We start from the raw sequence: 15,464 nt of genomic DNA, 5'->3' as shown, positions 1-15,464 counted from the left end.
TATGCAAAAATTCAAGAAAATCTTTCAAAAAATTGAATACCGTATAAGAGAAAAAATAGAACCTCTACCTAAAAATCAGAAAATTGTTTTAGCTATCCTTAGTTTAGTAGTGCCTATCCTTCTTTATTTCTATTTCTTTGTCCGTCCAACCTATTATAAAATTAATTCTTTAAAAACGGAGATTGTAAAATTAGAAAAAGAGGTAGAAAAATATCGCAAGATGGCTCAAGAGCGGCCTCTCTTAGAGAAAAAATTGGCCGCTCGGGAACTTTTTCTCAAGCGTCTAGTAGCCACTCTTCCTACAGAAAAGGAGATCCCCGGGCTCCTGCAGAGTGTTTCTGCCGAGGCTCAGAATTCCAAACTGAACGTCATCTCCTTTTCTCCTCATCCCCAAGAGACTCCCCAGAACTATTACAATAAGATCGATTTTACCGTGGAAGTGGAAGGAGAATTTCCGGCTTTGGTCTCTTTTTTGGACAAAGTCTTGCATTTGTCGAGGATAATTCATATTGAGGCCCTAGATATCAATTTGAGGCAAAAAAAGGGAGAAAAAGAAGGAACGTTTCAGCCGGTACTTTATGCCCGCTGCGATTTTGCTACCTATCGGTATACGGGTAAATCCTTAAACACCGAATCCGAAAAAAGACGACGCCGAAGAAGATGAGAACCTTAGTGGGATTACTGATATTGTTGTGTCTGGTTAGTGCCTGTAAGAAGGAGGCTCCTCCGGCCAAGAGGGGAGCCCGAAAGGCTCCACCTCCTGCGCCAAAACTGGTAGATCGGGAGCTCCAGGAATGGGAAAAGGTGCTTGGCCAAGGAGTCTACCATACTCAACTCCGCGGGGCCTTTGATCCCTTTAAGCCCTTCTTCCGGGAGACCACTCCTGAGGTTTCTCGCAAGCCCTTATCTCCTTTGGAGAAATGGAGTCTGGCGGAGCTCAAACTTACCGGTATCGTCAAGAAGGGGAGGCACCGCTGGGCCCTGATCGAGGACCCCACGGGAAAGGGATACATGGTGAAGGTGGGGACCCGGATAGGAAACCGTGGGGGCTATGTGGCCGAAATTGGAGATTCTTACATCCTTGTTAAAGAAAAAACGGTAGATTTTTTGGGAAAAGAAAGGATAATTACCTCAAAAATACCTTTAAGGCCCACGGAGGGAGAACATGAGATTCCTTAGAGTGTGGGGGATTTGGATAGTTTTAGCCGCGGCGGCCCTAGGGTGGGGGCTCGCCCAAGCGGCTGACTATCATCTTCTACAGGATGTAGAGATTACCGGATCCCCGGACCAGGCTTCGGTGGTTTTTCTTTTTGAGGATCAATTGCCCCCTTATACGGTTTCCGCCAAAGAAGGTGGCCAGGGAGTGGTCCTTAATTTTCAGAAGGCCCGCATTGGCAAGACAGACTGGATACGCAAACTCAACAAACGCACCCTTATTCATAGCATCGATGTGGGGACTGAGGGGGAAGGCCTGCGGATCGAATTTTCCACCCGGCAGCCGGTAACTTATCGGGTAAAGGAAGAAGGCAAGGGGTTAATTCTGGTTCTCCAGCGCCAGTCCCCTGAGGAAAGCGCTCAGAAGGTTCAGAAGAAGGGTGCGGCCTGGTACGAAAAGGTCAAGATCCCGGAGATTTCAGAAGAAAACATTGAGGTTCCCCTCACCCGGGGGAAATATACCGGGACTCCTATTTCCGTAGACTTTCAAAACGCGGATATCCACGCCGTCCTCAGGCTTCTGGCCAAGGTGGGCGGAGTCAATATTGTGGCCAGCGATACGGTGAAGGGGACGGTGACCCTGCGCATGGAAAACGTTCCCTGGGACCAGGTGCTGGATATGGTCCTGGCCAGCAAAGGCCTGGGGATGATCCGGGTGGGCAACGTCATCCGGGTGGCCCCTCTGGAGGAATTGCGGGAGCAAGCCCGGCGAATCCGAGAAATCAAAGAAGAGCAGGGCCGGGAAGAGGAGGTGGCTCCTCTCAAGACCGTCTATTTTCAGATCAACTATGCCAAGGCTGAGGATGTGGCCGAGCAACTCAAAAAGATCCTTTCGGATCGCGGGGATGTGACCGCAGAGCCGCGTACCAATCAGGTCATCCTCAAGGACGTCCCCAAGGTCATTCGGGAGGCCCGGGAGCTTATCGAAAAGATCGATCAGCCCACCAAACAGGTCCTTATAGAGGCCCGGATTGTGGAAGTGCAGGATAGCTACGAACATAAACTGGGTATCCGCTGGTCCGGAGCAGGGTGGCGCCTTTCCCAGCATACCTTTACCGGGGTATCCCCTCAGACCTCCCTCTCTCTTGAAGATAATCTCGCCGCCGCTCAGGATACGGGGGTGGGTACCGGGACCGTGAACATAGGGATAGATCCCGGAGCTATCGTGGATTTAGGTGTGGCCGGAACCTCCCGTTTGGGCTTTACTTTTGGGCATGTGAGCCGAGAATCGGCGCTCTTTCTGGATACTCAGCTTTCGGCCTTGGAAAGTGAAGGGGTGGCGCGCATCATTTCGGCCCCCAGAGTTTTGACCGAGGACAACCAGGAGGCCGAAATCAAACAGGGATTCCGTATCCCCTATCTCCGGCAGACTCAGGACGGTATTTCCACCGAATTCGTGGATGCGGCCCTGCGTCTTAAAGTTACCCCTCATGTGACCCCGGACAACCGCATCACCCTGGAGGTAGAAATTGAAAAGAACGCTCCGGATTTTGGGCGCCAGGTCAACGGGGTCCCTTCCATCGTCACCCGGTATGCCAAGAGCCGGGTTATTGTTTCCAACGGGGATACCTTAGTTATTGGCGGGATTATCGAGCGGAATCTTTCCAACTCTCAAGGTAAAGTGCCGGGTCTTTCGAAGATTCCCGGAGCCGGAAATCTCTTCAAAAACCGGCAACGTTCTTTCTCTAAGAACGAACTCATGGTATTTATCACCCCCCGGATTGTCTCTGCCGACATTGAGGGGTTATAATCCGGGTTAATGACCTCGGAGGAAAGAGATTTTGCGCGGTGGCTGGTGGCCCTGCGGCGCCACCTCCACCGCTTTCCCGAACTGGCCTTTCAGGAGCACCGCACCGCGGCCTTTATTGAGAGGGAACTCGCCGCCCTCGGTCTTTCTCCCCATCGGGTGGCCGGAACCGGGGTGATCTGTGAAATCGGCTCCGGGCCTCCCTGGGTGGCCCTGCGGGCGGACATGGATGCCCTTCCCCTGAACGAGGAGACCGGCCTTCCTTTTGCCTCGGTGGAGCCCGGGGTCATGCATGCCTGTGGACATGATGGACACGTGGCCATGCTCCTGGGGGCCGCGGCCCTCCTAGTCCGAAGGCCTCCATCCCGGGGCGGAGTGCGGCTTATCTTCCAGCCCGCCGAGGAGATCGGGGGCGGGGCCCGGGCCATGATCGAGGTCGGGGTGCTTGAGGGGGTAGCGGCTATCTTTGGGGGCCACATTGACCGGCACTTTCGGGTGGGGGAGATTGCAGTAAACGAGGGGCTTATCTGTGCCTTTACCGACCGCTTTTTGGTCAAGCTTCACGGAAGGGGGGGACATGCGGCCTGGCCCCACGAGGCGGTGGACACGGTGGTGGCTGCGGCCTATCTGATTACGGCCATCCAGAGCCTGGTCTCCCGGGAGGTCCACCCCGCCTATCCTACGGTAATCACCGTGGGTAAGGTCCGGGCCGGCACCGCCCACAACGTAATCGCCGAAGAGGCCCTGTTGGAGGGGACCATCCGGGCCACGGAGGCCGAGATCCGCCTCAGGCTTCATGAGGGCCTGCGCCGCCAGGTGGAAGCCCTGAAGGGGCTCTTTCGTATCCAGGGAGAGATAGAGATCGTGGAAGGGTACCCGCCGGTGGTCAATACCCCCCGGGAGGCCGAGGTGGCCCGTCGGGCGGTCCTCCGGATCCTGGGTCCGGAGGGACTGGTTCGTCAGCCGCATCCCAGCCTGGGAGGCGAGGATTTTTCCTTTTATCTCCAGCAGGTTCCGGGCTGTTTCGTGCGTTTCGGGGCCCAGAAAAAGGGACACGAGCACGTTCCGGCCCACAGTCCGCGCTTTGACTTCGACGAAAGGGTGCTTCCCATCGGGGCCAGATTTCTGGCCGAGGTGGCCCGAATCTATCTCGAGGAGGAGGCATGATCGCCTTTCGCGAAAGCCCGGCCCTCACCCTGGGAATGGAGATTGAATTCCAGGTTTTGCGGGCGGAGGATCTTTCCCTGGCCCCCGGCGGGCCGCTGCTTTTGGCCGAGGCCCGGAAGGTGCCGGAGCTTGCGGAGTGGGTCCGTCCGGAATTCATCCGTTCCATGCTGGAGATCGTGACCCCGGTCTGCCAGGGGGTGGCCGAGGCTGAGGCCTGGTTGCGCGAAAATCTCTCACGGCTCTTTAAGATGGCCGAGGTCCGGGGGTATCGACTCCTGGCCGCAAGCCTCCATCCCTTCTCCCGGGCCGCGGAACAGAGGGTCTGGGAGGATCCCCGCTACGAGTCCCTGCGGGAAGAACTCCAGCTCGTGGGTCGCCGCTTCATCTCTCAGGGGCTCCATATCCATCTCGGCATGCCCTCGGCCGAGGAGGCCTTAAGGGCCTACCGCTGGTTTCGGCTCTATACCCCGGTCTTTCTGGCGCTCACCACCTCCTCTCCCTTCTACGAGGGGGAGTTCACCGGCTTCTATTCCTATCGCAGCAAACTCTTTGAGGCCCTGCCTCTAGCGGGCTACCCGCGGGATTTTCCCTCCTATGCGGACTTTTCGGCCCTGGTGGAAGAACTCCTGGGCCTCGGAATCATCAACCATCCCCGTGATCTCTGGTGGGATGTGCGGCCGCATCCCCTTTTCGGAACCCTGGAGCTCCGGGTCTGCGATCTTCCTTCCCGGTTTTCGGAGATCCTGGCCGTGGCCGCCCTGGCCCGAGCCCTGGCCCGCACGGTCCTTTCGGAAAAGGCGGAGCCTCCGGAGGTCCCCATGGAGATCCTGCGCTACAACAAGTGGCAGGCCGCCCGTCACGGCCTCGAGGGCTTTTTCGTGGATCCCCTCACCCGGCGTAAAAACACCTTCCGGGAATTTTTCCGGGAATTCCTTTTCCGCTGCGCCGGGGCCCTGGCCGAGACCGGAGAAAGGCCTTATGTGCTGGCCCTGGAAAGGGTGGTGGAAGAGGGGACCTCGGCCCACCGACAAATCAATCTCTACGCCGAAACCCAGGATTTCCGCCGGGTCATCGAAAGCCTCCTTGAGGGGTTCTGGTCGTGAAGGGGGTGGTGGCCTGTGGAAATCGGGAGACGGCCCGGGCCGCGGTAGAGATCCTTTCTAAAGGGGGAAACGCCTTTGACGCCGCGGTGGGGGCGGCCCTAGCCGCGGCCGTGGCCGAATGCGGGCTTACGGGGCTGGCCGGAGGGGGATACGCCCTGGCCCACCAGGGACTCCTGGCCCGGACCACCATCTACGACTTTTTTGTAAATAGTCCCGGCCTTGGGGGCTCCGGAATCCCGAATTCTTTAGATTTTCACCGGGTGACCCTCCACTTTACCTCCTCCAGTCAGGACTTTTTTGTAGGGGCGGCCTCGGTGGCGGTCCCGGGGACCCCTCTGGGATTAAAGGTCCTCAAGGAGGATCTGGGAAGGCTCCCCTGGGAGGAGGTGGTAGCCCCGGCGGTGCGGCTGGCCCGGGAGGGTTTTGTGGTGGACGAGCTCCAGGCGGCCTGTTTTCGGATCCTCGCGCCCATCTTTATCCGGGATCCCCTGGCCCGGGAGATGTTTTACCCTGAGGGCGGGCCTCCGGAGCCGGGAGTGCGTCTTCGGAATCCGCTTCTGGCCGACTTTTTGGAGGCTTACCCCCAAAAGGTGGAAAGCCTCTATCGGGGAGAATTGGCCCGGCGCCTGGTAGAGTTTCTTAAGGCCCGGGGAGGGCTCCTTACCCTGGAGGATTTGGCCTTTTATCACGTCTATCGCCGGCGGCCTTTGAAGTATGCCTTCTCCCGGGGGCACCTTTTTACCGGCCCCCCTCCCTCTTTCGGGGGGTCTTTGGTGACCCTGGGGCTTAAGGTCTTTGAGGAAGCCTTTGAGGGAGGCCCTTTGGGCTCTTTCGGCCATCTTCAGGCCCTTTCCCGGGCCCTTAAGGCCCAGGCAGAGTGGCGCAATATCCTTCTGGAGCACCCGGAAAAGATCTATACCCTGGTGGGGTCCACCGCAGGGACCACCCACCTGAGTGTGGCCGATAACGAGGGGAACCTTTGCGGGATCACCCTTACCTTCGGAGAGGGGGCCGGATTGGTCTTTCCCGAGACCGGCCTCATGCTGAATAACATTCTGGGGGAGGAAGATCTCCACCCCCGCGGGTTTTTCTCCTATCCTCCGGGCCGTCGTATTCCCTCCATGATGGCCCCCAGTCTTCTCTTTTCCCGCGGGCGCCGTTATGTCTTTGGCTCCGGGGGAAGCAAGCGCATTCGTTCGGCCCTCCTTCAGGTGGCGGTAAATCTGGCCTTTCTGGGGCTCTCCCCCGCGGAGGCCGTCTCCGCCCCTCGTCTTCACTACGAAGAGGGCCTCTATCACGCCGAACCCGGTCTGGGGCCTTTCCCGGAGGAGATCTCTCCGATTAAACTTTGGTCAGAGCGCAATCTCTTTTTCGGCGGGGTGCACCTGGTGGCTGACGATCTTTCAGCGACGGGTGACCCTCGCCGGGTGGGGGTAGTCCTTTATGCCTGAGAGGGTGACCATTATCGGGGGAGGGCTTGCGGGCTCCGAGGCGGCCTGGCAGCTGGCCCGCCGTGGAGTCCCGGTGCGTCTTTACGAGATGCGGCCCCGCAAGCTCACCCCGGCCCACCGCACCGGGAAACTGGGAGAGTTGGTCTGCTCCAACTCTTTGCGCTCCAAAGAGATCACCAGCGCGGTGGGGCTTCTCAAGGAGGAGATGCGCCGTCTGGGTTCGCTCGTTATGGAAGCAGCACTTGCCAGCGAGGTCCCGGCCGGAAAGGCGCTCGCGGTGGATCGGGAGCGCTTTGCCGAATACATCACCCGGCGCCTTTCGGAACATCCTTTGGTGGAGATTGTGCGGGAGGAGGTGCGGGAGATACCTCGGGAGGGCCTGGTCATCGTGGCCACCGGCCCTCTTACCTCCGAGGCCTTAGCCGAAGACCTCAAACGCTTGACCGGCGAAGATTATTTTCACTTCTACGACGCCATCGCCCCCATTGTCTATGCAGACTCCCTGGACTGGGAAAAGGTCTTCCGGGCCGATCGCTACGGGGAGGGGGAGGGGGCCTATGTGAACTGTCCCCTGACCAAGGAAGAATACGAACGTTTTGTGGAGGCCTTACTTTCCGCGGAAAAGGTGCCCCTTCATCCCTTCGAAGAACCTCGCTATTTCGAGGGATGTCTTCCCATAGAGGTTATGGCCGAGCGGGGACGAGATACTTTACGCTACGGGCCCATGAAGCCCGTGGGCCTGGTGGATCCCCGCACCGGGCGTGAGCCCTACGCCGTGGTCCAACTGCGTCCGGAAAATCGGGAGGGCACCCTTTACAATCTCGTGGGCTTTCAGACCAAGCTCAAGTATCACGAGCAGGAGCGGGTCTTTCGGATGATCCCGGGGCTGGAGCGGGCGGAGTTTGCCCGCTACGGTTCCATCCATCGCAACTCTTTCGTCTGCGCCCCCCGGGTCCTGAGGCCCACCCTTCAGCTCAAGGCCGAGCCCCGGGTCTTTCTGGCCGGACAGATCACCGGAGTGGAAGGCTATGTGGAATCTACGGCCATGGGACTTCTGGCCGGAATGAACGCCGCGCGTATTTTTCGAGGGAAGGACCCCGTGGTGCCCCCTCCGGAGACCGCTCACGGGGCCCTGGTGCGCTACCTTATGGAGGCCGATCCCCGCCACTTCCAGCCCATGAATGTGAATTGGGGACTCTTTCCTCCGCTTTCTCTTCCGCCCAAAGAGCGCAAGCGTCTTCCCAAAAGGGAACGTTACCGGCTTATGGCCGAGAGGGCGCTCCTGCGCCTTGAGGAATGGCTGCGCGAGATCGGGGAGGCCTAGGCCGGCCCGGCAATGTAATTTTTGAGAACCCGAACCTTGACCTCCGGAGAGACCTCAAGCACTACTTCATCCCCTTCCACCTTTACCACATGCCCCACAAGCCCTCCGGCGGTGACCACCTTTTGGCCGTGCTTGAGACTTTCCACAAATTTCTGGTGTTCCCGGGCCCGCTTCTGCTGAGGCCGAATGAGAAGGAAATAAAAGACCACAAAGATGAGGATCAGGGGTAGGAAGGCCGCAATCAGGCTCCCTCCTCCCTGGGCCCCTTCCGCTGGCGGAGCTCCCATGGCATAGACTACATCCCACATGCTCTTTCCTCCTTTTGGGCATAGAATTCCTGGCGAAAGGCAGAAAACCTCCCCTCGCGCAGGGCCTTCCTTATTTCCCGTAGGAAACGCAGGTAGAAGGCCAGGTTATGCACCGTGAGGAGATAATATACCAGAAGTTCTCCGGCCTGAAAGAGATGTCGGAGATAGGCCCGGCTGTAGTGGCGACAGGTATAGCAGGAGCAGGCCGGATCCAAGGGCCGGAAGTCCTCTTTGTAGGCCGCGTTGCGAATATGAAAGGAGCCCTGGGAGGTGAAGACCGTTCCCCGACGGGCGTTGCGGGTGGGGAGCACACAGTCGAACATATCTACCCCCCGGGCTACGGCCTCCAGGATGTCCTCCGGAGTCCCCACCCCCATAAGGTATCGGGGGCAGTCTGCGGGAAGCTCCGCCACACTCACCTCGAGCATGCGGAAGAGGAGTTCCTTGGGTTCGCCCACGGAAAGACCCCCCACGGCGTAACCGTCAAAGGAGAGAGAGACCAGGGTGCGGGCGGAGGCCCGCCGGAGATCCTCAAACATTCCTCCCTGAACGATCCCGAAAAGAAGGGCCCCCTGGGGATCCTGCCTTTTCCACCAGGAAAGAGAGCGCTCGGCCCAGGCATGAGTGAGGTCGGTGAGGCGTTGGGTCTCCTGCCGGGGACAGGGATAAGGGATACACACGTCAAGGACCATCCGGATGTCGGAGCCCAGGGCCTCCTGAATGGCCAGGGACTCCTCCGGGGTGAGAAAGAGTTCGGCCCCGTCGAGGTGGGAGCGGAAGCGTACCCCTTCTTCGAGGATCTCCCGCAAGGGGGCCAGACTGAAGACTTGGAAGCCTCCGCTGTCGGTGAGGATGGTTCGGGGCCAATTCATGAAGCGGTGAAGCCCTCCGGCCCGGCGGATGACCTCCGGCCCGGGACGTAGCCAGAGATGATAGGTGTTGGCCAGGATTACCCGGGCCGAAAGTCCGGCCACTACCTCCGGGGGCACGGCCTTGACCGAGCCTGCGGTGGCCACGGGCATGAAGACCGGGGTCTCCACCACCCCGCGCCGGGTGGTGAGAAGCCCCAACCGGGCCGAGGTTTGAGAGTCCTCCTTGAGGAGGCGAAAATTACCGCTCATGGGCGGCTTCAGTATAGCAGGTTGATCCGGTTGGCCAATCGCAGGCCCGAAAGAGGGGCCTCCTCGGCCAGCCCCCGACCCTGGATGAGGACCCAGTGACTGTGTCCCAGTCCTTCGGGAAGGACCAGGAGTTTCAGGGCCTCCCGGTCGCGAAAGGTGTTTTCCGAGACTTCTGCCAGAACCTCTTCCACCCTCAGTCCCACCAGAAAGGGGCCCTGCTGGATGAAACCCAGGTTCAGAAAGCCGTACTTCTCCCCCAGCTCCCGCAGGGCGGTGAAATCCACGTGGGCGGTGAGATCCTGGTGCCCGGGCCGGGCATAAGGGTTTTCCGAGGCCCGATGGCGAAAATAGGCCAAAAGCGTTCCCCGGCTCCTTTGGGGATGATAATAGTCCGGCCGGGGAAAGCCGTAGTCCAGGGTAAGAATAGCCCCGCGCACCAGTTTTTTGGATAGCTCCTTGTAGAGGGGCTCGTAGGCCAGGCAGACCTCCGTGCGGTAGCCCTCCGGCCAGTAAAGGGCGTAAGGGAGCACCCGTTTTAGGATCTCCGGCTGGCTGATTTCCGAAAGCACTTCTCTGATCTCGCCCCCGGAGACCTCCACATAGACTTCCTTGAGGTCCTCCGGGGTCTTCTCCAAGAGATGCACCGGGAGGCTGTCGAAAAGTTCGTTGGAAAGGAAGACCCCGGTGAAGGGGGGTATCTCCGAAAGATCTTTCACCCAGCGCACCCTAGAAGCATGGGGTCGCAGGGTTTCCTCCTGTAGGCTTTTTAAGTTGGGGAGGGGCTCCACGATGAGGTAGGGGAAGGGGCGTCCCTTTCGTTCCAGATAATCCAAAAGGTCCCGGGCCAGCCAACCCTCTCCGGCTCCGGCCTCCACTAGGAGAAATTCCTCCGGGGCCCCCAGAAGTTCGTATATTTCTAGGATCTGGCGGGCCAGGGTGGCCCCGAAGACCCGGTGGACGGTGGGAGAGGTGAAGTAGTCTCCTTCTCGGCCCAGGCGTGGCCCTCGGGCATAATAGCCGTAGCGCTCGTGGTAGAGGCAGAGCTCCATGTAACGGGCGAAGGTCATGGGGGATTCGGCCTCTAGGATCTCCAGCAACATGCCCTCATTATAACCAGAGGGGCTTTTCTCGCCGAAGAACCCGGGATATGTTTGGGCCATGCGCTTCATTGACTTGGCCCGCGGCTACGCCCGCTACGGAAAAGAGATTGAAGAAGCCGTCCTGCGCGTCCTGCGGAGTACCCAATACATCCTGGGGCCGGAGGTGGCGGCCCTGGAGGAGGAGTTGGCCCGCTGGGTAGGGGTGCGTTATGCCATCGGGGTCTCCTCCGGCACCGACGCCCTCTACCTCATCCTCAAGGCCTTGGACCTTCCGGCCGGCTCCCGGGTTCTTCTTCCCTCCTTCACTTTTGTGGCCACCGCCGAGGTGGTACGCCGGGCCGGTCTGGTCCCCCACTTTGTAGACCTTGATCCGGAGACCTTTAATCTTTCGGTGGAGGCGGTGGCCGAGGCCTTGGAGAAGCTGGGCTCTGAGGTCTCGGCGGTGGTGGCGGTGAGCCTTTTTGGGCTTCCGGCGGATTTCCTTCGCCTGGAACCCCTCTGTGAAAAACACGGGGTAGTCCTGATCGAAGATGCCTGCCAATCCCTGGGGGCGGAGCTTTTTGGTCGGCGCTCCGGGAGCTTTGGCCGGGCCGCGGCCACCTCCTTTTTTCCGGCCAAACCCCTCGGCGGGGCCGGAGACGGGGGGATGGTCTTTACCAACGATGCGGAGCTAGCCGAACGCATAAGGGCCCTGCGGGTCCATGGCCAGACCCGGACCTACTTTTACGAGTATTCCGGAATCAACGGCCGGCTGGATGAGATCCAGGCAGCCATCCTGCGGGTAAAGTTGCGCTACTTTGAGGAGGAGTTGCGCCTACGAGAGGGGGTGGCCCGGAGATATTTTCGCGAGCTTTCCGGGATTCCGGAGGTGAGGCTCCCGGTGGTTCCGGAAGGGGTACGCTCCTCCTGGGCTCAGTTCACCCTGCGGGTAAAGGATCGGGACCGAGTCCGGAAATTCCTCTCGGAAAAAGGAATCCCCACCGCGGTCTATTATCCCCTGCCGCTTCACCTCCAGCCGGTCTTTCGGGACCTGGGTTTTTCCGAAGGAAGCCTTCCGGAGACGGAAAGGGCGGCCCGGGAGGTCCTGAGCCTCCCCATGCATCCCTATCTCCAGGCCGAAGAGCAGGCCCTCATCGCCCATCTCCTAAGGGAGTTTTATCGATGAAGACCTGGGCGGTCTTTGTTTCCGTACCCTTCGATCTCCTGCGGGAAAAGTACCTTTCTCTGGTCCTGGAGCGCCGCCTTCCGGTGGAAGTCTCCCTGGACCGGGAGGCCTTGGACCAGTTTTCCTTTCAGGATTTTGCGCAGGTGGCTCAAGGGTTACAGGAGGCCGGACTCCCCTGCACCGTACACGCCCCCTTCTGTGACCTTTCCCCCGGGGCGCTTGATGCCCTGGTGCGCCAGGCCAGCCTGCGCCGGTTGCGGGAGGCCCTGCGGGTGGCCGCCCTTTTTGCCCCCCAGGCGGTGGTCCTCCACAGCGGCTATCATCCGGGCTATCACCGGGAGATCCTAGACCGCTGGCGGAATCGGCTCTATGAATCTTTGGAAGTGCTGCTTTCGGAGGCCGAGGAACTGGGGCTAAAAATCCTCCTGGAAAATGTCTTTGAGCCCTCGGCCGAGGTCCTGCGTCCTATCTTTGAAAGATTCCCGCCGCTCGGCTGGTGCTTTGATCCCGGCCACGCCTATGCCTTTGCCCGGACCACCTGGAGGGACTGGCTTCCGGTGCTCCACCCTTATCTGGGAGAGATCCATCTTCACGACAACCGCGGAGACTGGGACGAGCACCTGGCCCTGGGAAAGGGAAAGATTCCTTTTCCGGAGATCTTCGGCTTTCTCAAGGAAAAGGGCCGGCTTCCCCTCCTCACCCTTGAGGCCCACCGGGAAGAGGATGTGGAGCCGGGACTTGCCTATCTCAGGGGTTTGCTCGGCAGGGACCCTGCCGCTTAGGGGGTCAGCCCCCGGTAGAGTGGATAAAGAGTACGCGCTCCTCCACCGGAATCCTTCGGCGCTCCACCGGAGGAGGGCTGGGACGGGCCTTTAATTCCTCAAAGGAAGGCAGGACCTCCGGCCCCCCAAAGGCGATCTCCTTTCCCGAGGTCACCTCCGCCAAGACGAATTCCCTTCCGTTGGTCTGGAGGACCAGGGGAGGGGGTGTACGGGGGAAGGCCAGGCGGGCGTAGGCCAGAAGGGCCCGCAGGCGGGACCTCACCGCCCCCGGAGCATAGTCCGCCACCATAAGAGGCCGGCCTTCAGAGACCACCACGAAAGCCGCCCGCACCCGTTGAGGAGAAAGCCCCAGATTGAGGAGGACCTCCGGAGGCTCCTTTAGGGTGTCCTCCGGAAAGCCACGGGCCAGGAAGAATTCTCTAAGCTCCACGGAGGAACCTCCCTCGGGCCTGGCGCCAGAGGGCCTCCACTTCTTCGCGCCGGAGTCCGGCCCCTAGTCCCACGGCCAGGGCCTCTTCCCGGGTCATAAAGTCCCCGGGGGCGTGCCCGTCGGAGTTGATTACCAGGGGGGCCCGGTATTTCAAGGCCAGCCGGGCTACGTGTCCGTTGGCCAGGCAGTGTCCCTTGCGTCCGGAGATCTCCAGGAAGACCCCCTTTTCCGCGGCCAGACGCACCTCTTCTTCGGAGATGAGCCCCGGATGGGCCAGGATGTCCGCCCCGGCCTCCAGGGCCGCCCGGTTGGTCCCCGGAGCCACAGGCTCGGCTAGGGTCTCCCCGTGGACCACCACGATTTCTGCCCCTAACTGCCGGGCCCGTCTCACCAGCTCCGGAATGAGCGGCGGGGGGACATGGGTGATCTCGATTCCCGCAAGGAGGCGGCAGGGGCTGGCCGCGTTGAGCTCTGCGGCGGCCTTTTTGAGGCGAGGAAGAATGAGGTCCAAGTTGGAAGAGTCCGCATGATCCGTGATGGCTACCGCCTCATAGCCCAGCACCGCCACCCGCCGCAGGAGTTCGGCCGGAATAAGCTCCCCATCACTAAAGATAGAATGGCAATGGAGGTCGAACATCTTTACATCTTGTATTTGAAGGCCTTGGGGTCGAGCTGTTCCAGAAGCTCCTTGAGTTTTTCCTTTTCCTCTTCGGTGCCGGCGGTGGCCATCTCTTCTTCGGCCTGGCGGCGGGCCTCCTCGGCCAGGGCCTGACTCTTGGCCAGGACTTCTTCATAAACGTAGATCTCGGCTCCGGTGCGCAGGGCCAGAGCCACCGCATCGCTGGGTCGGGCGTCGATCTGGATCTCCCGTCCCCCCAGATCCAGGGTGATGAGGGCGTAGTAGGTGTTTTCCCGGAGATCACAGATCTCGATACGCGGGACCCGGATCTGGAGTTGGTCCAAGATATTTTTGAGGAGATCATGGGTCATGGGCCGCGGAAACTCGATATTTTCCAGTTTGCTGGCGATGGCCGTGGCCTCGAGCAGCCCGATCCAGATGGGAAGCCCCCGCTCCCCATCCTCTTCCCGGAGGATCATCACCGGGCTGTTGGTTACCGGATCCATGGCCACGGCCTGAATCCTCATTTTGACCTTCATGGTGGCCTCCTTTACGGGCCCTTCAGGGTTCTTACGTATTCCCCACGGAGGGAGTGTTTCCCCGTATCTTTAATCAAAACATGAACCAGGGCCCCTTTCAAATCCAGGCCCTCCGGAGCAGAAAAGTTCACCACCAGGTTGGTGCGCGTGCGTCCGGTCCACAGGAGAGGATTGCGCTCGCTGCGTCCTTCTACCAGGATCTCCTCTTTCCGGCCGATATAACTACGATAGATCTCTTCAGTGATACGGGCCTGGAGCCTATGGACCTCTTCGAGACGCGCGGCCTTGACCTCCTCCGGGACCTTTTCTGGGAAATCCCGGGCCCGGGCGAAGGGCCGATCGGAGTACTTAAAGGAGAAGATCTCCTGATAGCGGACCTCCTCAAGGAGCGTGAGGGTCTGGCGGAAGTCCTCTTCCGTCTCTCCGGGAAAGCCCACGATGATGTCCGTGGTCAGGGCCACCTCCGGGGCCATCTCCCGCAGGCGCCGGACCTTTTCCAGATACTCCTCCCGGGTGTATTTGCGGTTCATGAGGTGCAGGATGCGGCTTGAGCCCGACTGGACTGGAAGGTGTAGGTGCTCACAGAGCTTTTCAAGCTCCGCAAAGGCCCGCATCAGATCTTCGGAAAGGTCCTTGGGATGGCTGGTGGTGAAACGCAGGCGCCAGAGGCCCTCGATTTCGGAGATCAGGCGCAGGAGTTCCGCAAAGGTGGGAAACCCTCGCTCTTTACGTCCGTAAGAGTTTACATTCTGTCCCAGAAGGGTAATCTCCCGCACCCCTTGGGCCACCAGGCACTCCACCTCACGCAGGATTTCCTCCGGGGGACGGCTCACTTCCCGGCCCCGCACATAGGGCACTACGCAGTAAGAGCAGAAATTGTCGCAGCCCTGCATGATGGTCACGAAGGCCTTGACCGGTCGGCCGTTTTCGGAGGGGGTCGGAAGGGGAGGGGACCAGTCGGTATCCAGTTCTACCCAGACCACCGGTCCCCGGCCGGCCTCGATCTCCTGCAGGGCCTCGCGGATCCGAAAGACCGTGCGCGGCCCCAGGACCAGATCCACATGGGGGAGGCGTTTTACCAGGCGTTCTCCCTCCTGCTGAGCCACACAGCCACAGACCCCCACCACCACCTCAGGCCTGCGGCTTTTCAAGTGCTTGAAACGCCCCACCAGGCTGTAAACCTTCTCTTCGGCCTTTTTTCTTACCGAACAGGTGTTCACCAGGATGAGGTCGGCCTCCTCCGGCTGCGCGCAGGGTACATATTCCTCCCTTAGGAGCGCCAGCATGCGCTCCGAATCGTACTCGTTCATCTGGCAACCGAAGGTCTTGAGATAGACGCGTTTCATGGTCTTTAAATTTTAATCCCAAAAGGAAGACCTTGCAGGCCCTGCTC

16 protein-coding genes are annotated in these 15,464 nt (G+C 59.9%); 9 read left to right on the top strand and 7 right to left on the bottom strand.

Going from position 1 to position 15,464, the window contains the following annotated elements; all coding sequences use genetic code 11:
- The first annotated feature begins 1 nt into the window (after nt 1).
- Genes FVE67_RS01615 through trmFO form a run of 7 tightly spaced genes read left to right on the top strand, consistent with a single transcriptional unit; the run spans nt 2 to nt 8,007 of the window.
- Entirely contained in the window at nt 2–664 is a 663-nt protein-coding gene (locus FVE67_RS01615) for a type IV pilus inner membrane component PilO (RefSeq protein WP_168718933.1), read from the top strand.
- On the top strand, nt 661–1,179 hold the full coding sequence (locus FVE67_RS01610; RefSeq protein ID WP_168718932.1) for a pilus assembly protein PilP: 519 nt from the start codon (nt 661–663) through the stop codon (nt 1,177–1,179). Before FVE67_RS01615 ends, FVE67_RS01610 begins: the two co-directional genes overlap by 4 nt.
- The gene (locus FVE67_RS01605; protein WP_168718931.1) at nt 1,166–2,965 is read left to right on the top strand and encodes a type IV pilus secretin PilQ; all 1,800 of its coding nucleotides are present in this window, start codon (nt 1,166–1,168) and stop codon (nt 2,963–2,965) included. The genes FVE67_RS01610 and FVE67_RS01605 overlap by 14 nt, the downstream gene beginning before the upstream one ends.
- Before the next feature lie 9 nt (nt 2,966–2,974).
- A complete protein-coding gene (locus FVE67_RS01600; protein ID WP_168718930.1) occupies nt 2,975–4,129 on the top strand; it encodes a M20 metallopeptidase family protein in 1,155 nt (384 codons plus the stop codon).
- The gene (locus FVE67_RS01595; RefSeq protein ID WP_168718929.1) at nt 4,126–5,232 is read left to right on the top strand and encodes a carboxylate-amine ligase; all 1,107 of its coding nucleotides are present in this window, start codon (nt 4,126–4,128) and stop codon (nt 5,230–5,232) included. Before FVE67_RS01600 ends, FVE67_RS01595 begins: the two co-directional genes overlap by 4 nt.
- Nucleotides 5,229–6,683 (top strand): gamma-glutamyltransferase, encoded by a 1,455-nt coding sequence (locus FVE67_RS01590; protein ID WP_168718928.1) that lies wholly within the window; start codon nt 5,229–5,231, stop codon nt 6,681–6,683. The genes FVE67_RS01595 and FVE67_RS01590 overlap by 4 nt, the downstream gene beginning before the upstream one ends.
- Nucleotides 6,676–8,007 (top strand): methylenetetrahydrofolate--tRNA-(uracil(54)-C(5))-methyltransferase (FADH(2)-oxidizing) TrmFO, encoded by a 1,332-nt coding sequence (gene trmFO, locus FVE67_RS01585; protein WP_168718927.1) that lies wholly within the window; start codon nt 6,676–6,678, stop codon nt 8,005–8,007. The genes FVE67_RS01590 and trmFO overlap by 8 nt, the downstream gene beginning before the upstream one ends.
- Here the strand turns inward: trmFO and yajC are convergent.
- Genes yajC through FVE67_RS01570 form a run of 3 tightly spaced genes read right to left on the bottom strand, consistent with a single transcriptional unit; the run spans nt 8,004 to nt 10,536 of the window.
- Complete coding sequence (yajC, locus tag FVE67_RS01580) at nt 8,004–8,315, bottom strand: preprotein translocase subunit YajC (RefSeq protein ID WP_168718926.1); 312 nt, start codon at nt 8,313–8,315, stop codon at nt 8,004–8,006. The two genes, trmFO and yajC, sit on opposite strands and share 4 nt — an antisense overlap.
- Nucleotides 8,303–9,436 (bottom strand): tRNA guanosine(34) transglycosylase Tgt, encoded by a 1,134-nt coding sequence (gene tgt / locus FVE67_RS01575; protein ID WP_168718925.1) that lies wholly within the window; start codon nt 9,434–9,436, stop codon nt 8,303–8,305. Before tgt ends, yajC begins: the two co-directional genes overlap by 13 nt.
- A gap of 8 nt (nt 9,437–9,444) precedes the next feature.
- Nucleotides 9,445–10,536, bottom strand: coding sequence for a class I SAM-dependent methyltransferase (locus tag FVE67_RS01570; protein WP_168718924.1), 1,092 nt, complete (start codon nt 10,534–10,536; stop codon nt 9,445–9,447).
- A gap of 58 nt (nt 10,537–10,594) precedes the next feature.
- On the opposite strand from FVE67_RS01570, the gene FVE67_RS01565 reads away from it, so the two are divergent.
- On the top strand, nt 10,595–11,701 hold the full coding sequence (locus FVE67_RS01565; protein ID WP_168718923.1) for a DegT/DnrJ/EryC1/StrS family aminotransferase: 1,107 nt from the start codon (nt 10,595–10,597) through the stop codon (nt 11,699–11,701).
- A complete protein-coding gene (locus FVE67_RS01560) occupies nt 11,698–12,483 on the top strand; it encodes a sugar phosphate isomerase/epimerase family protein (RefSeq protein ID WP_168718922.1) in 786 nt (261 codons plus the stop codon). The genes FVE67_RS01565 and FVE67_RS01560 overlap by 4 nt, the downstream gene beginning before the upstream one ends.
- A 4-nt stretch (nt 12,484–12,487) precedes the next feature.
- Here FVE67_RS01560 and FVE67_RS01555 read toward each other — a convergent pair whose 3' ends face one another.
- Genes FVE67_RS01555 through miaB form a run of 4 tightly spaced genes read right to left on the bottom strand, consistent with a single transcriptional unit; the run spans nt 12,488 to nt 15,417 of the window.
- The gene (locus FVE67_RS01555; protein WP_168718921.1) at nt 12,488–12,913 is read right to left on the bottom strand and encodes a hypothetical protein; all 426 of its coding nucleotides are present in this window, start codon (nt 12,911–12,913) and stop codon (nt 12,488–12,490) included.
- Nucleotides 12,903–13,550: a histidinol phosphate phosphatase domain-containing protein gene (locus FVE67_RS01550; RefSeq protein ID WP_168718920.1), complete on the bottom strand. Its 648-nt coding sequence runs from the start codon at nt 13,548–13,550 to the stop codon at nt 12,903–12,905. Before FVE67_RS01550 ends, FVE67_RS01555 begins: the two co-directional genes overlap by 11 nt.
- 2 nt (nt 13,551–13,552) lie before the next feature.
- On the bottom strand, nt 13,553–14,071 hold the full coding sequence (locus FVE67_RS01545) for a bifunctional nuclease family protein (protein WP_168718919.1): 519 nt from the start codon (nt 14,069–14,071) through the stop codon (nt 13,553–13,555).
- Between the two features lie 11 nt (nt 14,072–14,082).
- Nucleotides 14,083–15,417 (bottom strand): tRNA (N6-isopentenyl adenosine(37)-C2)-methylthiotransferase MiaB, encoded by a 1,335-nt coding sequence (gene miaB, locus FVE67_RS01540; protein ID WP_168718918.1) that lies wholly within the window; start codon nt 15,415–15,417, stop codon nt 14,083–14,085.
- Nucleotides 15,418–15,464 lie beyond the last annotated feature (47 nt).

Origin of the sequence: Thermosulfurimonas marina (assembly GCF_012317585.1) — a bacterium.
Classification (GTDB): Bacteria; Desulfobacterota; Thermodesulfobacteria; order Thermodesulfobacteriales; family Thermodesulfobacteriaceae; genus Thermosulfurimonas_A; species Thermosulfurimonas_A marina.
The sequence above is the reverse complement of the archived record's forward strand: the minus strand, read 5'-3'. Positions and strand labels throughout refer to the sequence as shown.